The 22078-nt window shown below is 65.5% G+C and carries 12 protein-coding genes and 1 pseudogene; 10 read left to right on the top strand and 3 right to left on the bottom strand.

The genetic code is table 11. The annotated features are described in order from the left end of the window. From J6595_RS12940 to galU, 7 genes are all read left to right on the top strand, one after another. Complete coding sequence (locus J6595_RS12940) at positions 1 to 3033, top strand: ATP-binding protein (RefSeq protein ID WP_209594973.1); 3033 nt, start codon at positions 1 to 3, stop codon at positions 3031 to 3033. A 365-nt stretch (positions 3034 to 3398) separates the two neighbouring features. Further along, positions 3399 to 4595, top strand: a complete 1197-nt coding sequence (locus J6595_RS12935) for an acyltransferase (protein WP_209594972.1) — start codon at positions 3399 to 3401, stop codon at positions 4593 to 4595. A gap of 15 nt (positions 4596 to 4610) precedes the next feature. After that, positions 4611 to 6428: a glycosyltransferase family 2 protein gene (locus tag J6595_RS12930; RefSeq protein ID WP_209594971.1), complete on the top strand. Its 1818-nt coding sequence runs from the start codon at positions 4611 to 4613 to the stop codon at positions 6426 to 6428. A 2-nt stretch (positions 6429 to 6430) separates the two neighbouring features. Then, complete coding sequence (locus J6595_RS12925) at positions 6431 to 7801, top strand: DUF3131 domain-containing protein (RefSeq protein ID WP_209594970.1); 1371 nt, start codon at positions 6431 to 6433, stop codon at positions 7799 to 7801. 2 nt (positions 7802 to 7803) lie between these two features. Beyond that, positions 7804 to 11067, top strand: a complete 3264-nt coding sequence (locus J6595_RS12920) for a peptidoglycan-binding domain-containing protein (RefSeq protein ID WP_209594969.1) — start codon at positions 7804 to 7806, stop codon at positions 11065 to 11067. Between the two features lie 115 nt (positions 11068 to 11182). After that, on the top strand, positions 11183 to 11944 hold the full coding sequence (locus tag J6595_RS12915; RefSeq protein WP_209594968.1) for a hypothetical protein: 762 nt from the start codon (positions 11183 to 11185) through the stop codon (positions 11942 to 11944). 581 nt (positions 11945 to 12525) lie between these two features. Next, positions 12526 to 13413, top strand: coding sequence for a UTP--glucose-1-phosphate uridylyltransferase GalU (gene galU / locus J6595_RS12910; protein ID WP_209594967.1), 888 nt, complete (start codon positions 12526 to 12528; stop codon positions 13411 to 13413). 71 nt (positions 13414 to 13484) lie between these two features. On the opposite strand, the gene J6595_RS12905 is transcribed toward galU, so the two are convergent. Together J6595_RS12905 and J6595_RS12900 are read right to left on the bottom strand one after the other, a co-directional pair. Continuing rightward, positions 13485 to 13865: a response regulator gene (locus tag J6595_RS12905; protein WP_209594966.1), complete on the bottom strand. Its 381-nt coding sequence runs from the start codon at positions 13863 to 13865 to the stop codon at positions 13485 to 13487. 304 nt (positions 13866 to 14169) lie between these two features. Further along, positions 14170 to 14739 (bottom strand): carboxymuconolactone decarboxylase family protein, encoded by a 570-nt coding sequence (locus J6595_RS12900; RefSeq protein WP_209594965.1) that lies wholly within the window; start codon positions 14737 to 14739, stop codon positions 14170 to 14172. A gap of 343 nt (positions 14740 to 15082) precedes the next feature. On the opposite strand from J6595_RS12900, the pseudogene J6595_RS12895 reads away from it, so the two are divergent. Beyond that, positions 15083 to 16353, top strand: a pseudogene (locus J6595_RS12895) (class I SAM-dependent methyltransferase). Positions 16354 to 16381: 28 nt separating this feature from the next. Here the strand turns inward: J6595_RS12895 and J6595_RS12890 are convergent. Next, complete coding sequence (locus J6595_RS12890) at positions 16382 to 19969, bottom strand: autotransporter outer membrane beta-barrel domain-containing protein (RefSeq protein WP_209594964.1); 3588 nt, start codon at positions 19967 to 19969, stop codon at positions 16382 to 16384. Between the two features lie 343 nt (positions 19970 to 20312). On the opposite strand from J6595_RS12890, the gene J6595_RS12885 reads away from it, so the two are divergent. Together J6595_RS12885 and J6595_RS12880 are read left to right on the top strand one after the other, a co-directional pair. Further along, positions 20313 to 21038 carry a GntR family transcriptional regulator gene (locus J6595_RS12885; RefSeq protein ID WP_209594963.1) on the top strand — a complete coding sequence of 242 codons (726 nt, stop codon included), beginning with the start codon at positions 20313 to 20315 and terminating at the stop codon, positions 21036 to 21038. 4 nt (positions 21039 to 21042) lie between these two features. Then, positions 21043 to 22077 (top strand): ADP-ribosylglycohydrolase family protein, encoded by a 1035-nt coding sequence (locus J6595_RS12880; RefSeq protein WP_209594962.1) that lies wholly within the window; start codon positions 21043 to 21045, stop codon positions 22075 to 22077. Position 22078: the final 1 nt, after the last annotated feature.

Genomic DNA, 22078 nt, shown 5'->3' with positions numbered 1-22078 from the left:
GTGAAAGGCGCGCGCATGTGGCTGGTCATACAAAAAGCGATCATCCTCGGCGCGGCGCTGACGGCCGTCGCGGTCCCGGCCACGCTGGCCCTGCAATTGCAGGGCATGTTGCGCGATCTGCGGGCGACGCCTCACGAAAATCTGCAATGGGCGGTCTACCAGCTCAGCAAGGAGTTCGACCGCTTTCACATCAAGGTCCAGGAGTGGAAGCCCGGCGACATCGATTCGGAGGATGCGCTGCGGCTTCGCTTCGACATTCTGATGAGCCGGCTTGATGTGCTCGACGCCCCGGCCCTCGAAGCGTTCATGAGCGGGGAAGCCGACGATTCCAGACGTCTGGTGGCTTCGCAACTGGCGGCGCTGGATGCGCATCTTTCGAGCGTCGCCGTTCTGACCGCCGCCGACATCGACGATCTTCTCGCCGAGATCGAAACCGATCGCGGGGCCATCGACGATCTCACCCGCCAGATGCTGCACCGGGTGGTGGCTCATTCCAGCGACCAGCGAGAGGAGGTCGAGAGCGCCGCCATCCGCATGGGGGTCGCGTTCGCCACGCTGTTTCTCTCTCTGCTCGTCATGCTGATCGTCGTCAGCCGCCAGCGCCGTCGGCTCGAGGAGAAGGGCCACTCCCTCCAGAAAACCGCCGGCATGCTGAGCGAGGCCCAGCGCATCGCCCAGATCGGAACCTTTCAGTGGGATTTCGTCGCCGATCGGGTCGTTTGGTCGGACGAGTTCTCACAGATCTACGGGCTGCCGGCAGGTGGCTCGTCCAATGGCGATGCCTTCACCAAACTGCTGCATCCCGACGATGTCGAGCATGTTCTCGCGCTCGAGAAGGAAGCTTTGCGAAAGTCCGCAGAGACCGGCGGACCGGCATCGCGCGACGCCTCTTACAGGATCATCCGGCAGGACGGGTCGATCGCCCATATCAAGGCGGCGGCGGAGATCCTCGCCGACCGGATCGGCCGGCCCCTCTCGATGACCTCGACGGTTCGCGACGTGACCTCCGAGGTCGAGAAGACCCAGGCGCTCGAACAGAGCGAGAAGAACCTCGCCGAAGCGCAACGGATGGCGAGGCTCGGCAGTTTCCGCCACGACCTCGTGACCGACGAGGTTCACTGGTCAGACGAGCTTTTCCGCATCTTCGGGATCGACCATACGTTGACGAGCGCCGATCCCGAATTAAGCCGCATCCTCCATCCCGACGATGCCGCCCGGCTTCTGGCGAAGCTTGCCGCGTGCCGGTCGGACCCGGTTCCCGGCGGCAGGCAATCGGTCGAACTCGATCATCGCATCATCCGGGGCGACGGTGCGGTCCGCCACGTCCGTGGTTCGATGGAATATCGCTATGGCGACGACGGCACGCCTCTCTCGGTGGCTGGCACGCTGCAGGACGTGACCGAGGAATACGAAGCCGCGCAGTCTCTCGAACTCGCCAAGACCGAGGCCGAGCGGGCCAATGCCGCCAAGAGCGAGTTTCTGGCGATGATGAGCCACGAGGTGCGCACGCCGATGAACGGCGTCCTCGGCATGCTGGGGGCGCTGGACGACACGCCGCTGGCCCCCGAGCAGGCGCGGCTCGTCGCGGTCGCCCGCTCCAGCGCCGAAGCATTGCTCGTCATTCTCAACGACATCCTCGACATGGCCAAGATCGAGGCCGGCAAGCTGGAGATCGAACACGCGCCTTTCGAGATCGCCCCGCTGATCGAGACGATCGGGCGCCTGAACCAGCAGAACGCCCATGCCAAGGGCATCGCCTTCAAGTGGAACGTGACGCCCCACGTGCCGCCCTGTCTGATGGGCGATTCCGCCCGCCTTCGCCAGGTGATCCTCAACCTCGTCAGCAATGCCGTGAAGTTCACCGCAAAGGGCGGCGTCACCGTCGCGGTGGACATGCTGGAGTTCGACCGGTGGGGACGCGCGAAGCTTCACATCTGCGTCAGCGACACCGGCGTCGGCATTCCGCCGGAAAAGCGCGAGCAGGTGTTCTCGCCCTTCGATCAGCTCGATCGCTCCTACACCCGTAAATTCGGCGGGACCGGCCTCGGCCTTGCGATCACCAAGACCCTGGTCGAACGGATGGGTGGGTCGATCGACTTCGAAAGCGCGGTCGATTTCGGCTCGAGGTTCTGGTTCGAGATCCCCTTCGAGATCGCCGAGGCGATGCCGGTCGAGGCGGCCGAGCCGATCGCCGCGACGAGGCCGAGGCTCGATATTCTGGTTGCCGAGGACGACAGCACCAATCAGCTGGTCGTGCGGCTCCTCGTCGAGAAGCTCGGCCACGAGGTCGTCATCGCGGCGGACGGCGTGCAGGTGGTCGAGGCCGCGGCGGGCCGGCGCTTCGACCTCATTCTGATGGATGTCTCGCTGCCGCATATGGACGGGCTCGAAGCCACGAGACGCATTCGCGCCGCCGAGAACGCGGCCGACCGCATCCCGATCTTCGGTCTCAGCGCCAATTCCATGGCGTCCGACATCGAGGCCTGCCTCGAGGCAGGCATGGACGACTTCATCGGCAAGCCGATCGACAAGGCGAAGCTCATCGCCATTCTCGACCGGGTCGCCAGCGCGAAGCGCCCGGACGCCTTGCAGGACGAACGAGGCGACGAAGCCGAAGATGACGCGGCCGGAAGCCAAGCGGCGGACAACGATCTGGCCGCGGCCGATCCTGCGACGGGCGAGGCGCTCGTTCTGTCGCGGATCGGCCAGCTCGAGGAAGAGATCGGCGTCGAGGCCATGGGCGATCTTCTGGCCGCCTGCGCGAATGATCTGAGGCGAACCCTTTCGGCCATGCGCGAGGCGATGGAGCAACGCGACGTCTCCGCCTTCCGCCGCGCCGCCCATTCGATGCGCGGCGTCGGCGCGACCGTCGGCGCCGAGCCGCTGGTCGCCGTGGCGACCGAGATTTCGGCGCTGCCGAAAGACCTTTCATATGACGAATGCTACGCCAGGATGGCGGACCACATAAGTAAATTTGCCGAAATATATAGTAATGAGATTGAAGTTAAATCTATTAGTTACGATGGCGGTTGACTTAATTTTATAGGTTAAAGTCTATCGTAATTGGAGTGAATGAATCCAGGGGCGATCCTGATGCACTCCAAGCCAACAATACCGGCCAGCCGCGCAGCAGAAACTTGCGCGCCATTTGCTGGCGCTGCCGGTGAAATCCGCATCGACGCTCCGGTCCTTCCGCTGGGAGTGCAAGGATTGCCAGCCCTTGCGCGGCTCCGCGATCACGCCGCGCCCGATGCCTTCTCCCTTATGCGTGCCGCCGGCGCCGTGCGCCTGATCGGCCGGCCCGGCCGCAAGGCCGGCGATGCGTGCCGTCTCTCGCCCCGTTCGCGCCGGCTCGGCGCCTCGGACCTTCTCTCACTGTCCGCAGACGGAGCCGGGCGATGAACATCCACGTCCAGACACCGGTGATGAACGCGCAGACAGGCGGCTCCGCCAGCGGGCGCATGACCTGGTTCGACGCCAATCGCGTCATTGCCGCCTTCGGCGTCGTGATGATCCATTCGACGACGGATTCCGTCGGCAAGGCCTTCATCAACGCCGACCCCGAGCAGCGTCTCGTGCCGGTTCTGATGCGGGCCGTCGGCGAACTGTCCGGCTCGGAGATGTTCTTCGTCTTCTCGCTGTTCCTCTTCGCCTTCAAGCTCGACCGCCGCCGCCCGACCTACCGCGAGGCGATCGGCGAGCAGATGCGCCGCCTGCTCATCCCCTTCGCCTTCTGGACGGTGTTCTACGCCTTCTTCAAGATCTTCAAGGCGACGGCCTTCGGCTATTCCGGCGCGGTCGTCGATCAGTGGCTCGACGTCGGCCGCTGGGCGCAGAACTTCCTCATCGGCTCGTCGCAGTACCACATGCACTTCCTGCCGACGCTGTTCGTCCTGATGATGTTCTATCCGGTGATGCGGGTTGCCATGCGCTATCCGATCTACGGTCTCGCCGTCGTGCCGATGCTCGGCTGCATGGACTACATGCAGGGCTATATCTGGTCGGCTGTCGCCGACGACACTGCCCGGACCTATCTCGTGCGGGCGGTCAAGATCCTCGGCTATGTCGGTTACGGCATCGCGGCCTTCGCCATCTTCGGGCTGTTCAAATACGGCATCCCGCGCGGCGAATCCCGTCTGGTTTCGAAGACGGCGATCTTCTTCGTCGCCTTCCTGCTCTTTGCCACCCTGCCGCACAATTTCGCTGCGATGGAGACCGGCGCCTGGAGCCACCGTACGGGCTGGGGTTTTTACGCCCACTTCCTGATGCCGCTCGCCGTCTTCATGGTCTTTCTCGGCCGCCAGCACGAGGCCTGGTCGCCGGCATGGAGCAGGTTCGCGAGGTTCACCTTCGGCATCTACCTGCTGCACCCGATGATGATCGATCTCTTCGACATCGGCGTCTACGGGCTCGGCCTGACGCTCACGCCTGCCGCGACCGTCATCTTCAAGGTCATCCTCGTATCGGCGGGAGCCTATGGCGCTGCCTATGGCCTGTCCAAACTGCCGGCACTGGCCTGGACCATCGGGCTTGGCCCGTTGCCCTGGGCCGGCAAGCCCGCCCATGCCGCTCCGGCGACAAAAGCCGCTACCTGAACGGGACCCGTCGCCATGAGCTTTTATTTCGAACGCTTCGAAGACCGAGTTCCGCCTGAACCATTGACGCATTCGGTGCCGCGGGAGCTGCTCTGGCAGTTCCTGATCACCCTGTGCCTGTGCCTCGGCGCATCCTATCTGTGGTGGCGGTGGAACTATTCGCTGAACTACGACGCCCTGTGGTTCTCGATCCCGGTCGTCATGGCCGAGACGCTGGCCTATATCGGCCTCATCCTGTTCGCCTACAATCTGTGGGCGGTGAAGGATACGCCGATCGTCGAGCCTCCGGCCACCATCGGCGAGTGCCAGGAAGGCGCCGACGATGCCGCGCGGCCGGTCGCCGTCGACGTGATGTTCGCCACCTATGACGAGGATCCCGAGCTCGTCCGCCTCGGGCTGATCGACGCCAAGAACGCCCGCTACCCCCATCCGATCGACCTCAGGATCTATGTCCTGGACGACGGCCGGCGCGAGGCCATGAAGGCCGTCTGCGCCGAGGAAAACGTCGGCTACATCACCCGCACGACCAATGAGGGGTTCAAGGCCGGCAATCTGCGCAATGCGATGGAGCAGACCTCGGGCGACTTCATCGTCATCTGCGACGCCGACACGCGTCCATTCCCGACGATCCTGGAGCGCACGCTCGGCTATTTCCGCGATCCCAAGGTCGCCTGGGTGCAGACGCCCCAGTGGTTCTTCGACCTGCCCGAGGGCAAGACCCTCGACGCCGTGCTTGGCGAGAAGCTCGGCCGCTGCGGCGCGGGCTTCGGCCGGATGGTCCAGAAATGCGTCGGCGAGATCCGCATCGGAGAGGACCCCTTCGTCAACGATCCGAAGATCTTCTACGACATCATCCTGCGCCGGCGGAACCGGTCCCATGCGGCCTTCTGCTGCGGCGCCGGCTCGATCCATCGCCGCGAGGCGGTCATGGAAGCGGCGCTCCGCTCCTTCGGCGACGCCGTCGAGAAGCGTCTGATCGAGGCCGAGTGCGAGGTGACGCTGGAAAGCCACGAGCGCGAGATCTCGCCGGTGCTGATGGCCGCGATCCGCGAGGAAGCGACCATGTCGCAGGCGCTGACGCCCTACAAGTTCCACGTCTCGGAGGACATCTACACCTCGATCGTCCTGCACTCGGACACCGAGCGCGGCTGGAAGTCGGTGCTGCATCCCCATGTGGAATCGAAGATGCTGTCGCCCCAGGATCTTCTGACCTGGACGATCCAGCGCTTCAAATATGCCGGCGGCAGCCTCGACATCCTGTTCAACGACAGTCCGCTGTTTCGCTCGGGCATGTCGTGGTCCCAGCGGCTGATGTACGCCTCGACCTTCTGGTCCTATCTCGGCGGCGCGTGGAACTGCATCTTCCTGGTCGCCCCGATGATCTATCTGTTCTTCGCGATCGCACCGCTCAGCGCCTATACCGACGAGTTCTTCCTGCAGATCCTGCCGTTCCTCATCTCGATGGAACTGGCGACGCTGGTCGGGATGTGGGGCGTCGCCGGCTACAAGAGCAAGGCCAGTTACCTGTCCTTCTTCGCGATCAATCTGAAGGCCCTCTGGGTCGTCATGCTGGGCCGGAAGATCAGCTTCCCCGTGACCCCGAAGGACCGCCAGTCCGGCAATTTCCTCAAGCTGGTCTGGCCGCATGTGGCGATCTGCGTCCTGACGCTCGCCGGCCTCGTCTTCGCTCTCGCCGCCTTCCTCTTCGGGAACGAGGGCTACACGCTGGGCGGTATCATCGCCAACGGCTTCTGGGGGATCAACAACATCTTTGCCCTGTCGGGAATGATCTACGCGGCCTTCTGGCAACCCGACTTCGATATCGGAGAATAGTCATGAGCTTCAAAGAAAATCTCGTTCGCGGGCGCAGCCAGCTGATCTTCATCGCCGGCCTCCTTTCAGCCTCCGTCGTGATCCTCGCGGTCGACGACGTGTCGGAAAGCCTCAGGGCGGCACCTGCCGGTACGCCGTCGGCGCAGGCCCCGGCCGTTATGGCGAAAGCGGATTCGGTGTCGGAGAAGATCGCGGCGATCGAGCCGATGAAGCTCGCGGCGCTGCGCCCGCTGACGGAAAAGGAAATGACCCAGGCGAAGATCGCCTGGCGCTACTTCCAGAACAACACCGACAAGAACACGCTTCTGGTCAATGCGGCCAACAACTATCCTTCGACGACGATCTGGGACACCGGCTCCTATCTGATCGGTCTGATCTCGGCCTATCGTCTGGGCATCATCGAGGATGTCGAGTTCCACGGCCGCCTGAACGGCGCCCTGGTCAGCCTCGACACCATGGAGCTGTTCGAGGGGCGGCTGCCGAACAAGGCCTATGACGTTCGCACCCTGAAGATGAGCACCTATGCCAACAAGCCGGACCCGCGCGGCCTTGGCTGGTCGGCGCTCGACGTCGCCCATTTCCTGGTGCCGATGTCCTACATCATGCGCAACTATCCCGAGCACGCGAAGGACGTCCGGAAGCTTTTGACCAAATGGGATCTGGCGGCGCTGGTCCAGGAAGGCGACATGTTCGGCACCGCGGTGCGCGACGACAAGACCGTCTTCCGCCAGGAAGGGCGCGTCGGCTACGAGCAGTATGGCGCCAAGGCGATGATGCTGTTCGGCCTCGACGCGGTCGATGCGGCCAAGGCCGAGCGCAATCTCACCTTCCAGATGGTCGGCGACGTCGCCGTTCCGGTCGACGACCGCAAGCTCGGCAACGGATCGGCCTCGTTCGCGACGAGCGAGCCCTATGTCCTCGACGGGCTGGACTTCGGCTTCGATTCCACCTCGCTGCGGCTCGCCTCGAATGTCTACCGGGCCCAGGAGCAGCGCTACAGGGACACCGGCCAGTTCACCGCCGTCAGCGAGGGCCACATCTCGGTCAAGCCCTACTTCACCTATTCGACGGTGTGGGGCGGCGGTGATCCGTGGGCGGTCATGCGCCTCGACGGCAGCCGGATGGACGAGCTGCGCAGCATCAGCACCAAGGCGGCCTTCGGCTGGGATGCCCTGTTCGGCACCGACTACACCAAGGCCCTCGTCGCTTCGCTCGACGACCTCGCCGATCCCGAAAAGGGCTGGATGGAAGGTCGCTTCGAGGCGGACGGGTCGCCGAACGGCTCGCTCAGCTGCAACACCAATGCGATCATCCTTGCGAGCCTTGCCTACAAGCAGTTCGGCCCGCTGATGCGCCATCAGATGGGGTCCTGATGATGCCACGGGTGAAGGTCTGGAGCAGAAGAGCTCTGCACAGCCTGACCGCGCTGTCCATAGGCTGCGCGCCGGCTGCGGCCGGCGACACGCGCGCCGAGCTCTATGATATCGCGGTCCCCTTCACCCCTGGCGCCTCGGTGGAGGTGAGCGACGTTTCGGCCGCCGCCTTCTGGGGCGGCTATCAGATCGGCGCCGTCGGCGGCCGCTATTATCGCATCTTTCCCGATGCTTCCGCCTCTTTCGGCCTCAGCCAGTCCATGGCCAAGGACAGGGTCGACGTGACCTGTGACGCCGAGGCCAAGGCCTGCACGATCACGCCGCTGGACGGCGATCCCCTCACCGTGAAGGCAGAGGACGAGTTCGACGTCGATCTCTCCACCATCGATCTGCCGGCACTGGAGATCGCCAAGGCCTATGCCGTCCGGGTCGCGGCCCAGTGGAAGCCCGCAGGTCCGAGCAAGGCCGAGCTGGAAGCTGCGGCTCGCAAGAAGGCGGCGGAGAAAAAGGCTGCCGCGAAAAAGGCGGACGCGGCCAAGAAGGCGTCTGCCACGAAGAAGACCACCAAGGCGAAGAAGCCCTCGGCGCCAAAGACGTCGGACGCGGCGAAGAAGGCCGTGGCGGAAAAGAAGGTCGTCAAGGCCGCCAAGCCCGCGCCGAAGAAGACGGTGCCCGTGAAGGCGAAGACGGCCGGCGTCGAAAAACCCGTCGCCGGCAAGACGATTGCGAAGCCAAAGGCGGGGGCCAAGCCCAAGGTGGAGGTTGCCAAGGCAAAGACAAAGCCTGCCAAGGCCGAGCCCGCAAAGAAGACGACGCCTGCCGCAAAGGCCGAACCGGCGGTGCTCGCCGGCGCGTCTGCGGCGGTCGATTGCGTGCCGCCCAAAAAGCCCGTGAAGAAGACGACGGCGAAAAAGACCGCTTCGAAGACGCCGGCGGTCAAGAAAAAGGTCGTGCGCGCGGACACCGCCAAGGCAAGAAAGCCGCAGCCAAAACCCGAGCCCAAGCCGAAGCCGAAGGTCGCCTGCGAGACCGAAGCCAAGGCCAAGCCGGCAGTGAAGAAGGCCGACGCGAAGCCGGCGGTTGCCAAGGCGCCTGCCAAGAAGGCCGCGACACCGAAACCCGCCGCGAAAAAACCTGCCGTCGAGAAGACCGGCGAGACGACCGGCGAGACGAAGAAGAAGCCTGCTCCGGCGAAAAAGGCCGTTGCCAAGGCCAAGCCTGCGCCAGCCAGGCCCGTGGTCAAGAAGGCCGCGCCGGCCAAGGTCGCGATCCCGGCCAAGACGGTCGTCGTCGGCACCGAGACGACCGCCGCGCGCGGCTCTGGCGGGCGTGTGGTGACAGAGGGCACGGTCGAGATCGCGCCGGTCGCCGAGACGGTGGTCGGCACCAGGGTCGCCGTCGATCTTCCCGCCGAAAAGAGCGCGCCCAAGGTCGTCGTGAAGCAAGCCGCGCCAAGCGCACAGAGCGTTCAGCCGTCTCAGCCGGTGATTCTCGCCCAGCCTGGCGTCACCTCGGTCTTCCCGCAGATCCAGACGATGGCCGGCATGCCCGGCATGGTCGTTCCGGCCATGAATGCCGCGCCCCAGATCGTCGTTCTGATGATCGACCCGAGCAATCTGCAATCCCGGCAGGCCGAGGTGCCGCCGGCACCTGTGCCGCAGCCCGTGGCGCCGGCGCCCGTGCCGCAGCCGCCCGTCGCGGATGCGGGCATGATCGAGCGCCTGCTTGCCGCCTATGCGGCCGAATCGGCTCGCGTTTCGCCGGGCAGGATCGCCCTCGCCGCGCCGACCGATGGCAAGGATGCGCTCGCTCAGTCGGCTGATCCGCTCAAGCGCCTCTTGGCGGCCGCCTATGGGGCCGAAGCCGCGAGTGCCCTGCTGAACCGCACCCCCGAGGAACCGCGCCCCGCCGATGCGAAGATGTCACCCGACGCGGTCGGCCTTTTCGATCGCGTCCTCAGCGCCTATGGCGAAGAAGCCGCCAAGCGCGCGGTGAGCGAAAGGAAGATCGAGATTGCGCCCACCCCGGCGCGCGACGTGCTCAAGGCCGCCCCCGCAAGGCGGGCGACGATCGCCAAGCCTGCGCTCGCAAAGCGGGCCAGCACCACGCCGCAAGCACAGATGCCGGCCGCGAAAAAGCCGTCTGGCGAAAGCGCTTCGATCGAGAGCCTGATTGCTGCCGACACGGCGATGGCCGCAAGGAAAGCGCCTGTCAGACCCGCTGGCGGTGGTGACGAGCGCGTCGCCATGCGTGCCACCCCCAAGCGCATCGAAACGGTCGAGGAGGCGCCCGCCAGACGCAGGACCGTCGCCCCGAAGGCAAGAACGCTGCCGCCGGCAAAGACGCCTCAGCCAGGGTCGCCGGCGCCGCAGGCCTTCGCGCCGAAATCGCCCGAGCCCAAGCTGTCCGGCCCGAAGAAGACGACGATCGAAGCGCTCGTCGGCGCCTCTGCGAAGACGCAGAAGCCGCTCGAGCCGCAGACGCCAAAGGAAACTGCCGAAACGTCGGAACCGGCCGCGAAGTCATTGCCCCGTTCGGTGAAAGCCCTGGTGCAGCCCGAGCCCGATTCCGCCAAGGCCGAGATGTCGTCCCCGAAACTGAACCCGAAATCGAAAGCCAAGGCCAAGGCCAAGGCGTTTACCAGGCAGGCGCTGAAGGCGAAGCCCGAGCCGAAGACGCAAGAACCAAAGGACGAGCCGAAACCGGCGCAAGAGCAGAAGACCAAGGCAAAGTCCCAGCCGAAACCGAAGCCTCAACCCAAGGCGAAGGCCGAGCCCAAGCCAAAGCCTGAGCCGAAGCTTGAGGCAGAGCCGAAGTCGGTCGAGCCCGCGGCCAAAACGCGCGAGGCGGTGAAAAAATCCTCGCCGCAGGCCAAACCGCAGCCGAAGCAGGAGACAGCGCCCGTGGTCTCGAAGGAGATAGCCGTCTCCGGCGACGATACCGTCGAGGGCAATGCGCCCGGCCTTCACAATCTGAGCGTCGTTGGGATGATCCAGACCGAACTCAGCCGTCTCGGCTACAATCCGGGCGAGGTCGACGGCCAGCTCGGCCCGAAAACGAGAGCCGCCATCGCGATGGCGGAAAAGGACGAGGGTCTGTCTGTCACGGGCAAGGCGAGCATCGTGCTGCTCGAGCGTCTCGCCAATCGCAAGACGAGGCGGGCCGCGCCAAAAGCCGCTGCCGTCAAACCGAAATCCGACGACGCGGCTCCCGAACAGGAGAGCAAAAAAAAAATCAGCTCCGACCCGTGGCGCTTCGTCCGATAGGGCGGGGACGGATCGCTCCGGCGGGGCGGCAAGCGCGGACGGCTCGGATACAGCCCTTGCCGGCGTTTCGGTCGAACGGGCGCTGTCGGCAACCCGGTCCGATGCCGGCAACGCCTTGCCGCCGGGGCTTCGCACGGACAAGAAGGGCGGCCTGATCCTGACGAAAGAGGACACGACATCCGCAACCATCTGCGGCAATCCGCGCCATCCGCGCGCCGGCGGCAGCGGCGAGTGCAAGCTCTCGAACGACCAGAAGATCAAGCTTCAGCTGAAAGGCGGCAGCGCCGGGGATGGTGGGGCGTCGTTTCTGGAAAAGGAGACCGCCAGGAATTTCGGCTATGACTATCAGCCGAATGTCTATTCGTTGAAATTCGACTTCGGCAACGGCCTCGCCCTGTCGCATTCCATCGGCTTTTACGGCTATCGCGAAGACAATGAGAGCATTGGCCTCGAGGAGTTCCTCGGTGGCGGCCTGCGCCTGACCTACGATCTGCCCTACAAGCCGCAGATCGTTGCCAGCGACGATGAAAAGCTCGGCAAGCTGGATTGCTCGGCCTTCCTCCATTATGCGCCGCGCTTCTTCAACGTGAATGTCGGCGGCACCGACGAACACAAGAAATATGCCGGGCTGAACTGCGGCTTCAAGCCGAACGACAAGCTCAGCCTGCGGGCCAATTTCAATTTCTTTCCCGATGGGACGCAGCAGCAGCCCTGGGACCCCGACTTCACCTATTCCCTGCTCTACAAGTTCAGTGACAGGTTGTCCTTCGAGTTGTCGAACTATGCCGGGACGCGCTGGCCCTGGAACAAGCGGCCGGGCCAGAGCGACGGATGGGAGGGTCATTCCGGCAAGTTCAAATACAAGCGCAATTTCTGACCGGCGCTCTCGCGCAACGATTTCGCCATGCCGGCCCGCGCATTTGCACTGCCTGCTGCCCGTCGTGACCCGCCATTTTCGGTTCACGGGCCGGGGACGACCGCTTCACATGGCCGCAGGGCAACGGTCCGGGCGCGTTGCGCCATGGCGTTTTGCGGCGCAAGACCCTCGTCAGCGGCCGCGAAGAAGACGATCCTGCACGGCTTCGCAAACCGGATCACCCGGTCGATCGCAAGAGCCTGCGGTGCATGGAACTTTCAGCCTCTGGCGCGGGCGGTCGCTGGTCGCTCCCATCGCAGGTCACCCGTTGAAGGCGCCACGGGTCGCTACCGCGAAGGCGGCGTGTCGCGGCAGCGCGATGCCGCTTGCGGCGTCAGAAAGCCGCTTCGCAGCTTGCGCGGGTATCTCTGGCGATGCATAGGCAGGGTGGAGCGGCGGCGGCATTCCAGGACCGCACGCCTCGACGAAGACCGTTTGCGTCGTCACATCTCCGGCTTGCTGGCCGGCTAAGTGACGGGACTGAAACACCAGGGGAGGGCGCCGCTCCCTTCCGCTGCCGCGATCATCCCGGAGGGCCTGCCATGAAGAAAGTCCGCAAAGCCGTATTTCCCGTCGCCGGTCTCGGCACACGGTTCCTGCCCGCCACCAAGGCCGTTCCCAAGGAAATGCTGACGGTCGTCGACCGGCCGGTGATCCAGTATGTGGTCGACGAGGCGAAGGAGGCCGGCATCGATCACCTGATCTTCGTGACCGGCCGCAACAAGGGGGTCATCGAGGACTATTTCGACATTCAGGTCGAATTGTCCGACACCCTGGCCGAGCGCGGCAAGACCGCCGAGCTGAAGCTTCTCGACGATCTCCAGCCCAAGCCCGGCACGGCGAGCTTCACCCGCCAGCAGGCGCCGCTCGGCCTCGGCCATGCGATCTGGTGTGCCCGCGATCTCGTCGGCAACGAGCCCTTCGCGATCCTTCTGCCGGACATGATCATGCAGGCGGAAAAGGGCTGCCTCGCCGAGATGGTGGCGCTTTACGAAAAGACCGGCGGCAACGTCATCTCGGTCGAGGAGTGCGATCCCGCCGAGACCCACAAATACGGCATCGTCGGCAAGGGCGAGGCGGTCGGCAACGGCTTTCAGATCACCGGCATGGTGGAAAAGCCCAAGCCCGAGGATGCGCCGTCGAACTTCTCGATCTCGGGGCGCTACATCCTGCAGCCGGAGATCTTCGACATTCTGGCGACCCAAGAAAAGGGCGCCGGCAACGAGATCCAGCTGACCGACGGCATGCTGAAGCTTGCCGAGAAACAGGACTTCGCCGCCTATCCCTTCACCGGCCGCACCTTCGACTGCGGCTCCAAGGAAGGCTTCATCGAAGCCAATGTCGCCTTCGCGCTCTACCGCTCCGACATTCGGGAGAAGGTCATCGGCAATATGCAGCGCCTGATGGAGACGGTGAAGCCCGCCGATTAAGCCGGCTTACTTCATGCCGTGATGGGCCGAAAGTCCGGCTTCTGAAGCGGGCGAAGTCGTGTCTCGCTCCTTCAGGCGCTGACGGCCACGGGTTCGAGGAAGGGCCTTAGGCTTTCCTCGAGCAGAGTGCGGTCGAAGGGCTTGTAGAGATAGCCCTCGACGCCGGCCCGCCGCAGCCGGGTCATCAGGCCGAGATTGGCCTCGACGATCATTGCGACGATATGCATGGAAGGCCCCGCCCGCTCGCGCAGGCGCTTGATCTCGTCGACGACGGTCTTGTCCTGCGTGCTGGCTGCGACGATGAGAATGTCCGGCGCGCCGTTGCTGTCGATCCATTCGAATGCTTCCGAGGGGGTTTCCAGCGTATCGACGTCGAGCCCGTCGCGGCTGAGGAGGCGGAAGGCGATCTTGCGGATGACCGGGGCCTCGTCGATGATCAGACAGGTCTTCATGGGCGCATCCTCTTCCGCGTGGGCGTCTTTTCTTCCCGGCAGGGCGCGGACGGCCGCGACCGGTGTGGCGCCGCCGACGATCAGGACCGTCGGCCGGGCATCCCTTGATACGATTGTGCGACAGGCGGCTGTCGGCTCCGCCGCTCGGCAAGACAACGTAACGCAGCGTCATTGCCGAATGTTTGAGAAGGATGGCTAACGCGGCGTGAATATCATGGGCGCAATCGAAACCGGCCGCCGGAGGTGGGCGCCCTCTCGCCCCCTGGCGCACCGGCGCCCCTGACACTGCCGCGACGGCCGTGTCTCATTCCTTCTCCGGCACCGGCACGTTGAAACCGTTCAGCGTCACCGACACGAGGCAATAGAGGCCGACCAGATAGATCAGCTCGTTGGCGCCGTGCTGGCCGAAGGTCTTCACCGCGAGATCATAGGTCGGCCGGGGCAGGATGCCGCCGCCGTTGAGAAGCGCCCAGGCGACGTCGTAGGCCACCTCCTCCTCGCCGGCGAGGCCGGTGGGCTTCACCCCGGCGACCAGCGTCGAAAGCCGTTCGTCGGACATGCCTTCCTTCTCGGCGACGGCGACATGGGCGTAGATCTCGTAGGCCGCGTTGAAATGGGCGCCGGTAACGAGGATGGCGATCTGGCGGGCATTGTCCGGCAGCGTCGCTTCCATCGACATCGCCTTGGTGAGATCCCAGATCGCCTTGCCGATCTTCGGCTCGTGCAGCCACGGGTTCCACGGCCCCATCAGCGCGCCGTCCTCGCGCACCACTTCGAAGGCGTTGAAATTGCTGGAGATGCCTTTCTTCATATCCTCGTAGAGCGGTTTCTGCTCGGCCGTGAGGGCGGCGGGTTCGATCAGGGCTACGCGCATGGCTGGTGTCCTTCATCCGGTTTGAAACGTGTCGTCCGCACCGATTGTGCACCGCAATAACTGCGCTCCTCTTGTCGGAAAGTGAGACCCTGACCAAAATTTCATGACCGCTCGCCGATCGGGTGCTGCCGTCTGCTGCCTCTTGAAGGCAAACGCCGCCGCCGACGCTGCGATCTCCTCCGTAAGCGATGAGATCAGGCTCACCGCCTCTGTCCTTGTCACTTCGAGCCACGGCTGCGAGCGATCAGCGGCGTGATCCCGCCAGCGATTGCACCATCTCCCGCCCCGCGATAAGCCAGCGGCCAGGCAAGACCGTTTCACGTGAAATCAGAGAGACACCAGCATGGCAGGCGCCGAGGAAAAGCTCGCGGAGATCGTCCGCCACGTGGTTGCCGCCTTCCAGCCGAAGATCGCGGTGCGGCTTTGGACGGGCGAATGGCTCGGCCCGACGGACGGGCCGGTGCTGACGCTCAACGATCCCGCCGCGATCGCGAGACTGGCGATCAGCCCGAACATCGCGACGGCGGTGGGTCTGTGGATGACGAAGGCGATCGACATCGAGCACGGCACGATCTTCGACCTTGCGAGCGCCCGCCCCGACATCCGCTCCAAGGCGGCGATGAAGAAGATCGACAAGCTCAAACTGGCGGCCGCCCTGCCCTCGCTCTACGGGCTGTCGCGGCGGGCGAAGGCCGCAGGCCCGACGGCCGGAGACGGCGCGGCGGCCAGCGGCTCGTCCAAGGCGGCGATCCAGTTTCACTACGACGTCTCGAACGACTTTTACCGGCTCTTCCTCGACGAGCGGATGCTCTATTCCTGCGCCTATTTCGACGGCTGGCACGACGACATCGACAAGGCCCAGAAGGACAAGCTCGACATGATCTGCCGCAAGCTGCGGCTGAAGGAAGGCGAGCGATTTCTCGACATCGGCTGCGGCTGGGGCGCGCTGCTCATCCACGCGGCCGAGACCTATGGCGTCACCGGCCATGGCGTGACACTCAGCCAGGCGCAATACGATCTCGCCAGAGAGCGGATCGCCGCCAAGGGCCTGTCGGACAGGATCACCGTCGAGCTGAAACCCTTCGAGGAGCTCACCGGCCAGTTCGACAAGGTGGCGTCCATCGGCATGTTCGAACATGTCGGCTGGGAGAAGCACGACGCCTATTCAAGGCCGTGCGCAAGCTGCTGCGCCCGAATGGCCTTTATCTCCACCACGCCATCACCCGGCCCGCCAAGGAGACCGACGCCAAGTTCCGAAAAGGCACCAAGGAATATGCGGCGATCATCCGCTACATCTTTCCCGGCGCCGAGCTCGACCATATCGGACATTCGGCGCAGTATCTGGAAAAGCACCGTTTCGAAGTGCACGACGTCGAGAACTGGCGCGAGCATTATGCCCGCACCTGCCGGCTCTGGCACGACAGGCTCCTTGCCCGCATGGACGAAGCTTCGGCCATCGCCGGCGAGGAGCGCGCCCGCCTCTGGCTCCTTTATCTCGCCGGCGTCTCCTTGGGCTTCGAGCGCGGCGGCCTCCTGATCTACCAGACGCTCGCCTCGAAACGCTCCAAGGGCCCGAGCGGCCTGCCGCCGACACGGCGCGATCTCTACGATTGAGCCGGGCCGGTCGCGCCTTACCGCGCCTTCACCAGCTGACGGTTGCGCCGATGCGCCCGGCAAAGCCCTGGCCCGAAGTGTCGCCCAGACCCGTCTGGTAATCCCCCGACGCGAACAGGCTCACGCTTTGCGACACGGTCATCGATGCGCCGAGGCCGAGCTGCGCCCGCGTGCCCTTGAGCCCGGCATCGAAGGACATGGCATTGCCGCCACCCGGTCCGGCGAAGGTCACTTCCGGGCCATCGGAGAAGCCATGCCAGAGATTGGCCCGCGCAAAGGCGGTCATCTGCCGGCCGTTCGCCAATGACCAGCCACGGCTGAGCTTGCCGCCGATGCGGCCGAAGACGTCGTTCGAAGCATCAAAGGTGACGCGGCCATAGCTGTCTGAGCCGTCGTCGAACGACAGCCGCTGATAGACGAGCTGCGCCTGGGGCTCGATGTCCCAGCCTGCGCCTAGCTCGAAGCGATAGCCGGCCTCCAGCGAGCCGATCAGGCCGTATCCATGGGTCGTGAACGTCTCACCCGGCGCCGAGACCGTCGCGGCCTGATCGTAGAAGGTGCCCTGCAGCACCGCGTCGATGGTCAGCCCGCCCGGCCGCGAATGGTTCCAGTAGGCGCCGAGCGAATAGGCGTTGACCGACACATTTCCCGCCGAACCACCGTAAACGGCATCGACGTCGCCGTTCGCCTGGCCCGCGCCGACATAAAAACCGATCAGGGTCTGGACCGCCTCGGCCGGCTGCGACAGGCGGTAGTCATAGCCGACCTGAAAGCCCCCGAGATCGACGTCGTAGCGCGGCCCGTCGCTCTCGAAGCGATGAAGCTGCGACGCCGCGTCGCCGCCCGTGGAGCCGCGGCTTCCCGTCTCGCCGAATGCGCGGCCCCAGAAGGCGCTCTTCTCTCCCGGCCCACGGACCGCGACGCGCTCCTCGCGTGTGCCGAGAATGGCGAGGCCATATTGCGCGGCGATCATCGGAAGCGCGGTATCGACGGCGACTTCCGGTCTGAGATTGGGCAGAGCGCCTGTCGCGGTCCCGCCGTCTCGCGTCGAGCGCAGGAACCAGTCGTCGCTTGCCAGGGCGCCGCCGCGATACAGCCCGTATTCCAGGGCGCCGCTCGCGACACGGTTTTCGAGCACGAACGCGCCCGAGCCGGTCTGTCCGCCATTCACCGTCTCGATCAGCCTGATCCCGTCGCCGGTGGTGAGTCCGCCGTCGCCGATCGCCGAGACGACGAGGCGGGAGCGCCCGCTCGCCAGCCCGCCATCGATGACGAGCTGGTCGGCCGCGCCGCCCGTTCCGAGTTCGGCATTCATCACCAGACGGCCATTTTCTGAGGCGTAATCGCCGACGATCAGGCTTTGGAAGCCCGCTCCCACCGGCGGCGCGAAGGCGATCGTGCTGCCCGAATTCTGCACCTCGTCGATCCGCGAACCGACCCCCGACCCGGCGGCGGCGAGCGTCCACGCGCTGCCATCCGTCAGGGCAAGGGCTATGCTTGCGTCGGAGGACCGGGTGATCGCGTCGCTGATCCGTGATCCGGAGGCTGAAAGCGTCAGCTCGGTGCCCTGTGCGACGACCGCCGAGCCGCTTGCGGCAGACAAAGCGCTGTTCGTCAGCGAGAGCGTGGCGCTGCCGCTACCCGCCACGTCATCCGTGACGATCGCCGCGGCCGCCGCCGCGGATGCGCCGGACGCGGCGACGGTGACGCCGTCCAGCGCGATCCGGGCGCCCTGCCCCATGGCGATGGCATGAGCACCCGTGCCTTCGGTGACGACCGAGCCACCGGTGAGCGCGACCTCGGCCCCGTCCCCATGGGCCAGCACGCCATAGCTGCCCGGCGCCGAGGTTTCGACCGTGAGGCCGGTGCCCAGCATCTGCGCCCGGCCGCCTTCGCCTGAGACGTTGAGGCCGATGCCTTCCCCGCTCAGCGTGATCCGGCTGTTCTCGAGATCGACCGTACCGTTCGCCTCCACCCACACGCCGTCGCCGCGCGAAAGGTCGATCTCGACGCCGGTGCCCCGGATCGTCGCGGCGGCGGCGCCTCCCGCGTGAAGGCCCGCAAGCGCCGTGCCCTCGATGACGACGCCGTCCAGGGCGGCGACGGCATTGTCCCTTGCGTCGATGCCGATGCCGCTGATTTCGTCGCCGGACAGAAGCAGGCTGACATCCGTCAGCGACAGTGAAGCGGTCCCCGTCGCCGTTTTCAGAAACGCCCCGTCGCCGCCGGCCGAGGCCGTGATCTCGCCGCCGAGATCGAGCGCCACCTGGCCGTCGCCGACATGGATCGCGGGCACATAGTCCTGGATCGGCGCCAGCGTCACCCGGCCGTCCGCCGTGGCGGAGCCGCCATTGTCGGCATAGACCGCCGCGCGCGTGAGGAACGGCCCGCTGACCAGCCCGGTCCACACCGTGCCGGCGCGGACGATCTCGCTTTTGCCATCTGCGGCGACCTGGATCTGGTTGTCCGGTCCGGTCCAGCCGAGAACGTCCAGAAGCTCGCGGAACAGGTCGGCCGGCGCGTCCCCGTCGCCGGGATTGCTGGCATTGAGAAGAATGGTGATCGTGCGGTCGTTGGCCCGGTCGTACATGACCAGCGCCTCGAAGCCGAGGCCGTTGCCGGTGTGGCCGATATAGCCGGAGATCTCGCCCATGCCGAACCCGTAGCTGTCATATTCCGGGCTTTGGGGATCGGGCGCGGTGGAGCCGAAGGATTTCAGCCGCTCGACATAGTCGCGCCTGCTGATCAGCTCGCCGCTGCCGACGGCCTCGCCCCAGCGTTCCAGATCGGCGAGGACACCCACAAGTCCGCCGGAAGCCCCGGCGCCGGAGGCATTGAACTCGGCCAGCGATTCAGGCCCCGTCCCGTCTCCATCGTCGACATAGCCGACGGCGTTCGGCGACGGCATTTCGCCGGCGCCCTGATAGACCACCGAACCCAGCCCGAGCTGGTCCGAAATCCGGCGCTTGACCTCCGCCGCCCAGTCATTGCCCGTCGCGGCGGAGATCACCTCGCCGAGCAGAACGGTATTGGTGTTGGAATATTCGTAGGAGGTGCCGGGATCGAATTCCCGCGGTTCGGCAAAGGCGAAGGCGAGCAATTCCGGCCCGGTCCAGGCCCGGCCGGGGTCCGCCAGAAGTTCGCCGACGAATTCCGGGGAGGCGGTGTAGTTGAAGAGGCCAGAGCGCATCTCGGCAAGCTGGCGGATGGTGATCTCGTCGCCGCCCGGCACGCCGCCGACATAGTTGCCGACCGTATCGTCGAGCCCGACCAGCCCCTCTTCCGCCAGCTGCAGGACGACCGTGGTGACGAAGGACTTGGTGACGCTGCGATAGGCGAAATACGTGTCGGACGTCGGCGCGGCGCCGGTCGCGACATCCGCGACCCCGGAATTCGACACCCAGCGCAGATCGCCCTCACGCACGGAGACGGACGCGCCGGGAATGCGCTTTTCGATCAGCGCCTGATCGATGACGGTCTGCATCTTCGCCGCCGTCGTCTGGTTGTCCCAGGGGACATCACCCAGCGTCTGTGCGAGCGTGCTGCTGGCCGAGAAGACACAAAGAGCGGCGACCGTGGCGAGCCGCCGTTTCTTCGAAGCCAAAATATGTTTCAACACGGTCCCCCAACCATGATTTGCCAGCGCAGTGCTCGAATAGTGACCACGCAACGCGATCCAGACTGACAATCATCTTGTTTGGATGGGAAAAACCCACGAATAACTTTTCGTCAACCGATTGGTTCGTTTTGCGAATAATCCGAGCGGCCGGCCGGCGCCGCGGCGGTCGCGGCCTGCGAGGTGGCCGGGCCGATCGCTTGCCTCTTTCCGTTCATGCGAGGGCAGATGGACCGGGCTTGCCCGACGAGGTGCGTAACCATGTCGCGCAGGGCCGATTGACAAACCGGACCGGGCCCTGAAGAATACAGGTTCAGACAGGCATACTGGACAGGTTCAGACATTGGTCCGACGCTCCGCCTCTTCTGCGATCGCCGCCGGCAAGCCGGAAAAGATCGCGCAGATCCTCGAAACCGAGATCCGGTCCGGCCGGCTCGCCCATGGCGATCAGCTGCAGAGTGAGAATGAGCTCGTGCGCCGCTTCGCCGTCAGCCGGTCGACCGTCCGCAAGAGCCTCAGCGAGCTGACACGGCGCGGCCTCATCACCACCAGCGTCGGTATCGGCTCCTTCGTCACCTTCGACGGCAATGTCGTCGCCGACGAGGCCGGCTGGACGAAGGCTCTGGAAAAGGCCGGCGCCAATGCCCTGACCCGGACGCTGCGGCTGGAGATCGTCGAAGATCGGGCGCTCGCCGAAAAGCTCGGGCTTGAGAGCGCGGAATTCATTGCGCTCGACCGGGCGAGAACCAGTGCCGACGATGGCCATGCCATCTCGATCGAACATTCGCGCATTCCGATGATGCCGGAAATCGAGAACCTGCCGGTCAAGGGGCTGCGCGACGGCTCGCTGCACGCCACGCTGCGCGAAGCCGGCCTTCATCCCGATCACGGCGAGGAGTGGATCGACGTCGTTGCGCTCGGCGCAGACGACGCCGAGATCCTGAGCTGCCAGCCCGGTGCCATGTTCCTGCGGACAAGGCGCGTCATCCGCACGAGGGAGGGCCGCGTGATGGAGCATATCACCAGCCTCCTCAACCCGACCCATTTTGCCCTGCATCGAGAGTTCTAAGCGCATGTCCGACGTCACCGATCCGCAATTCGACCGTGCCCTGGGAGCGCTCGTCGGCGGCGCCCTGGGCGACGCGCTCGGCATGCCGACGCAGCTTCTGTCCCCGAGCGAGATCCGCCATGCCTACGGTCATGTCACCGGCTTCGTCGCGCCGGGCGAGGACCATCCGGTGTCCAAGGGCCTGCCCGCCGGCATGATCACCGACGATACCGAGCAGACGCTGCTTCTCGCCGAACAGCTTCTGGCGAGCCCCGAGCGCTTCGATCACCGCGCCTGGGTCGATCGGCTTCTCGCCTGGGAAGCCGACGTCAAGGCCCGCGGCAGCTACGATCTCCTCGGACCCTCCACCAAGCGGGCGATCGACCTGATCCGCGCCGGTACGCCCGCCGAAGAGGCCGGCCGTGAAGGCACGACCAACGGCGCGGCGATGCGCATCGCGCCGATCGGCATCATGACGCGGGTGGATCCGCTGGACCGGCTCGTGTCGAAGGTCGCGGAAACCTGCGCCGCCACCCATGCGACGAGCGTCGCCATCGCCTCGGCCTCGGCCGTTGCCGCGGCGATCAGCGCCGCCATCGACGGCGCCGGCTGGAACGACGCGGCCGAGCGCGGCATCGAGGCGGCGAGAGCTGCCCGTCACGTCGGCGCCTGGGCCGCGGCACCCGACATCGCATCGCGCATCGTCTGGGCCCGCGAGCTCGCGGCGAATGTCAACGAGCAGGACGCCATCGCCGCCGTGGTCGATCTCGTCGGCACCTCCGTCGCCTCGCAGGAATCGGTTCCCGCCGCCTTCGCAGTGGTCGCGATCGCCGGCGGCAACCCCTGGCGCGCCGCCGTCATCGCCGCCAATCTGGGTGGCGACACCGACACGATCGGCGCCATTGCCGGCGCGATGGCCGGGGCTGCCTGCGGCCGCTCGCGCCTGCCGGTGGCGAAGATCGCCGAGTTGAAGGGCTTCGACCTCTCCCAGGCCGCGTCGCTCGCCAAAGGCCTCCTGGCCTTGCGCAACGGCACGCCGGCGCTCAAGGGAGCGGCCTGAC

It is taken from the genome of Jiella mangrovi (genome assembly GCF_017815135.1).
Taxonomy (GTDB): domain Bacteria; phylum Pseudomonadota; class Alphaproteobacteria; order Rhizobiales; family Rhizobiaceae; genus Jiella; species Jiella mangrovi.
This window is presented reverse-complemented; position numbering and strand designations above follow the sequence as displayed.

Excerpts from the sequence above, each read along its gene's own strand:
- J6595_RS12905 (WP_209594966.1), bottom strand. The coding sequence starts at position 13,865 with ATGAAGACCTGTCTGATCATCGACGAGGCCCCGGTCATCCGCAAGATC.
- J6595_RS12925 (WP_209594970.1), top strand. The coding sequence starts at position 6,431 with ATGAGCTTCAAAGAAAATCTCGTTCGCGGGCGCAGCCAGCTGATCTTC.
- J6595_RS12900 (WP_209594965.1), bottom strand. The coding sequence starts at position 14,739 with ATGCGCGTAGCCCTGATCGAACCCGCCGCCCTCACGGCCGAGCAGAAA.
- galU (WP_209594967.1), top strand. The coding sequence starts at position 12,526 with ATGAAGAAAGTCCGCAAAGCCGTATTTCCCGTCGCCGGTCTCGGCACA.
- J6595_RS12920 (WP_209594969.1), top strand. The coding sequence starts at position 7,804 with ATGCCACGGGTGAAGGTCTGGAGCAGAAGAGCTCTGCACAGCCTGACC.
- J6595_RS12930 (WP_209594971.1), top strand. The coding sequence starts at position 4,611 with ATGAGCTTTTATTTCGAACGCTTCGAAGACCGAGTTCCGCCTGAACCA.
- J6595_RS12880 (WP_209594962.1), top strand. The coding sequence starts at position 21,043 with ATGTCCGACGTCACCGATCCGCAATTCGACCGTGCCCTGGGAGCGCTC.
- J6595_RS12935 (WP_209594972.1), top strand. The coding sequence starts at position 3,399 with ATGAACATCCACGTCCAGACACCGGTGATGAACGCGCAGACAGGCGGC.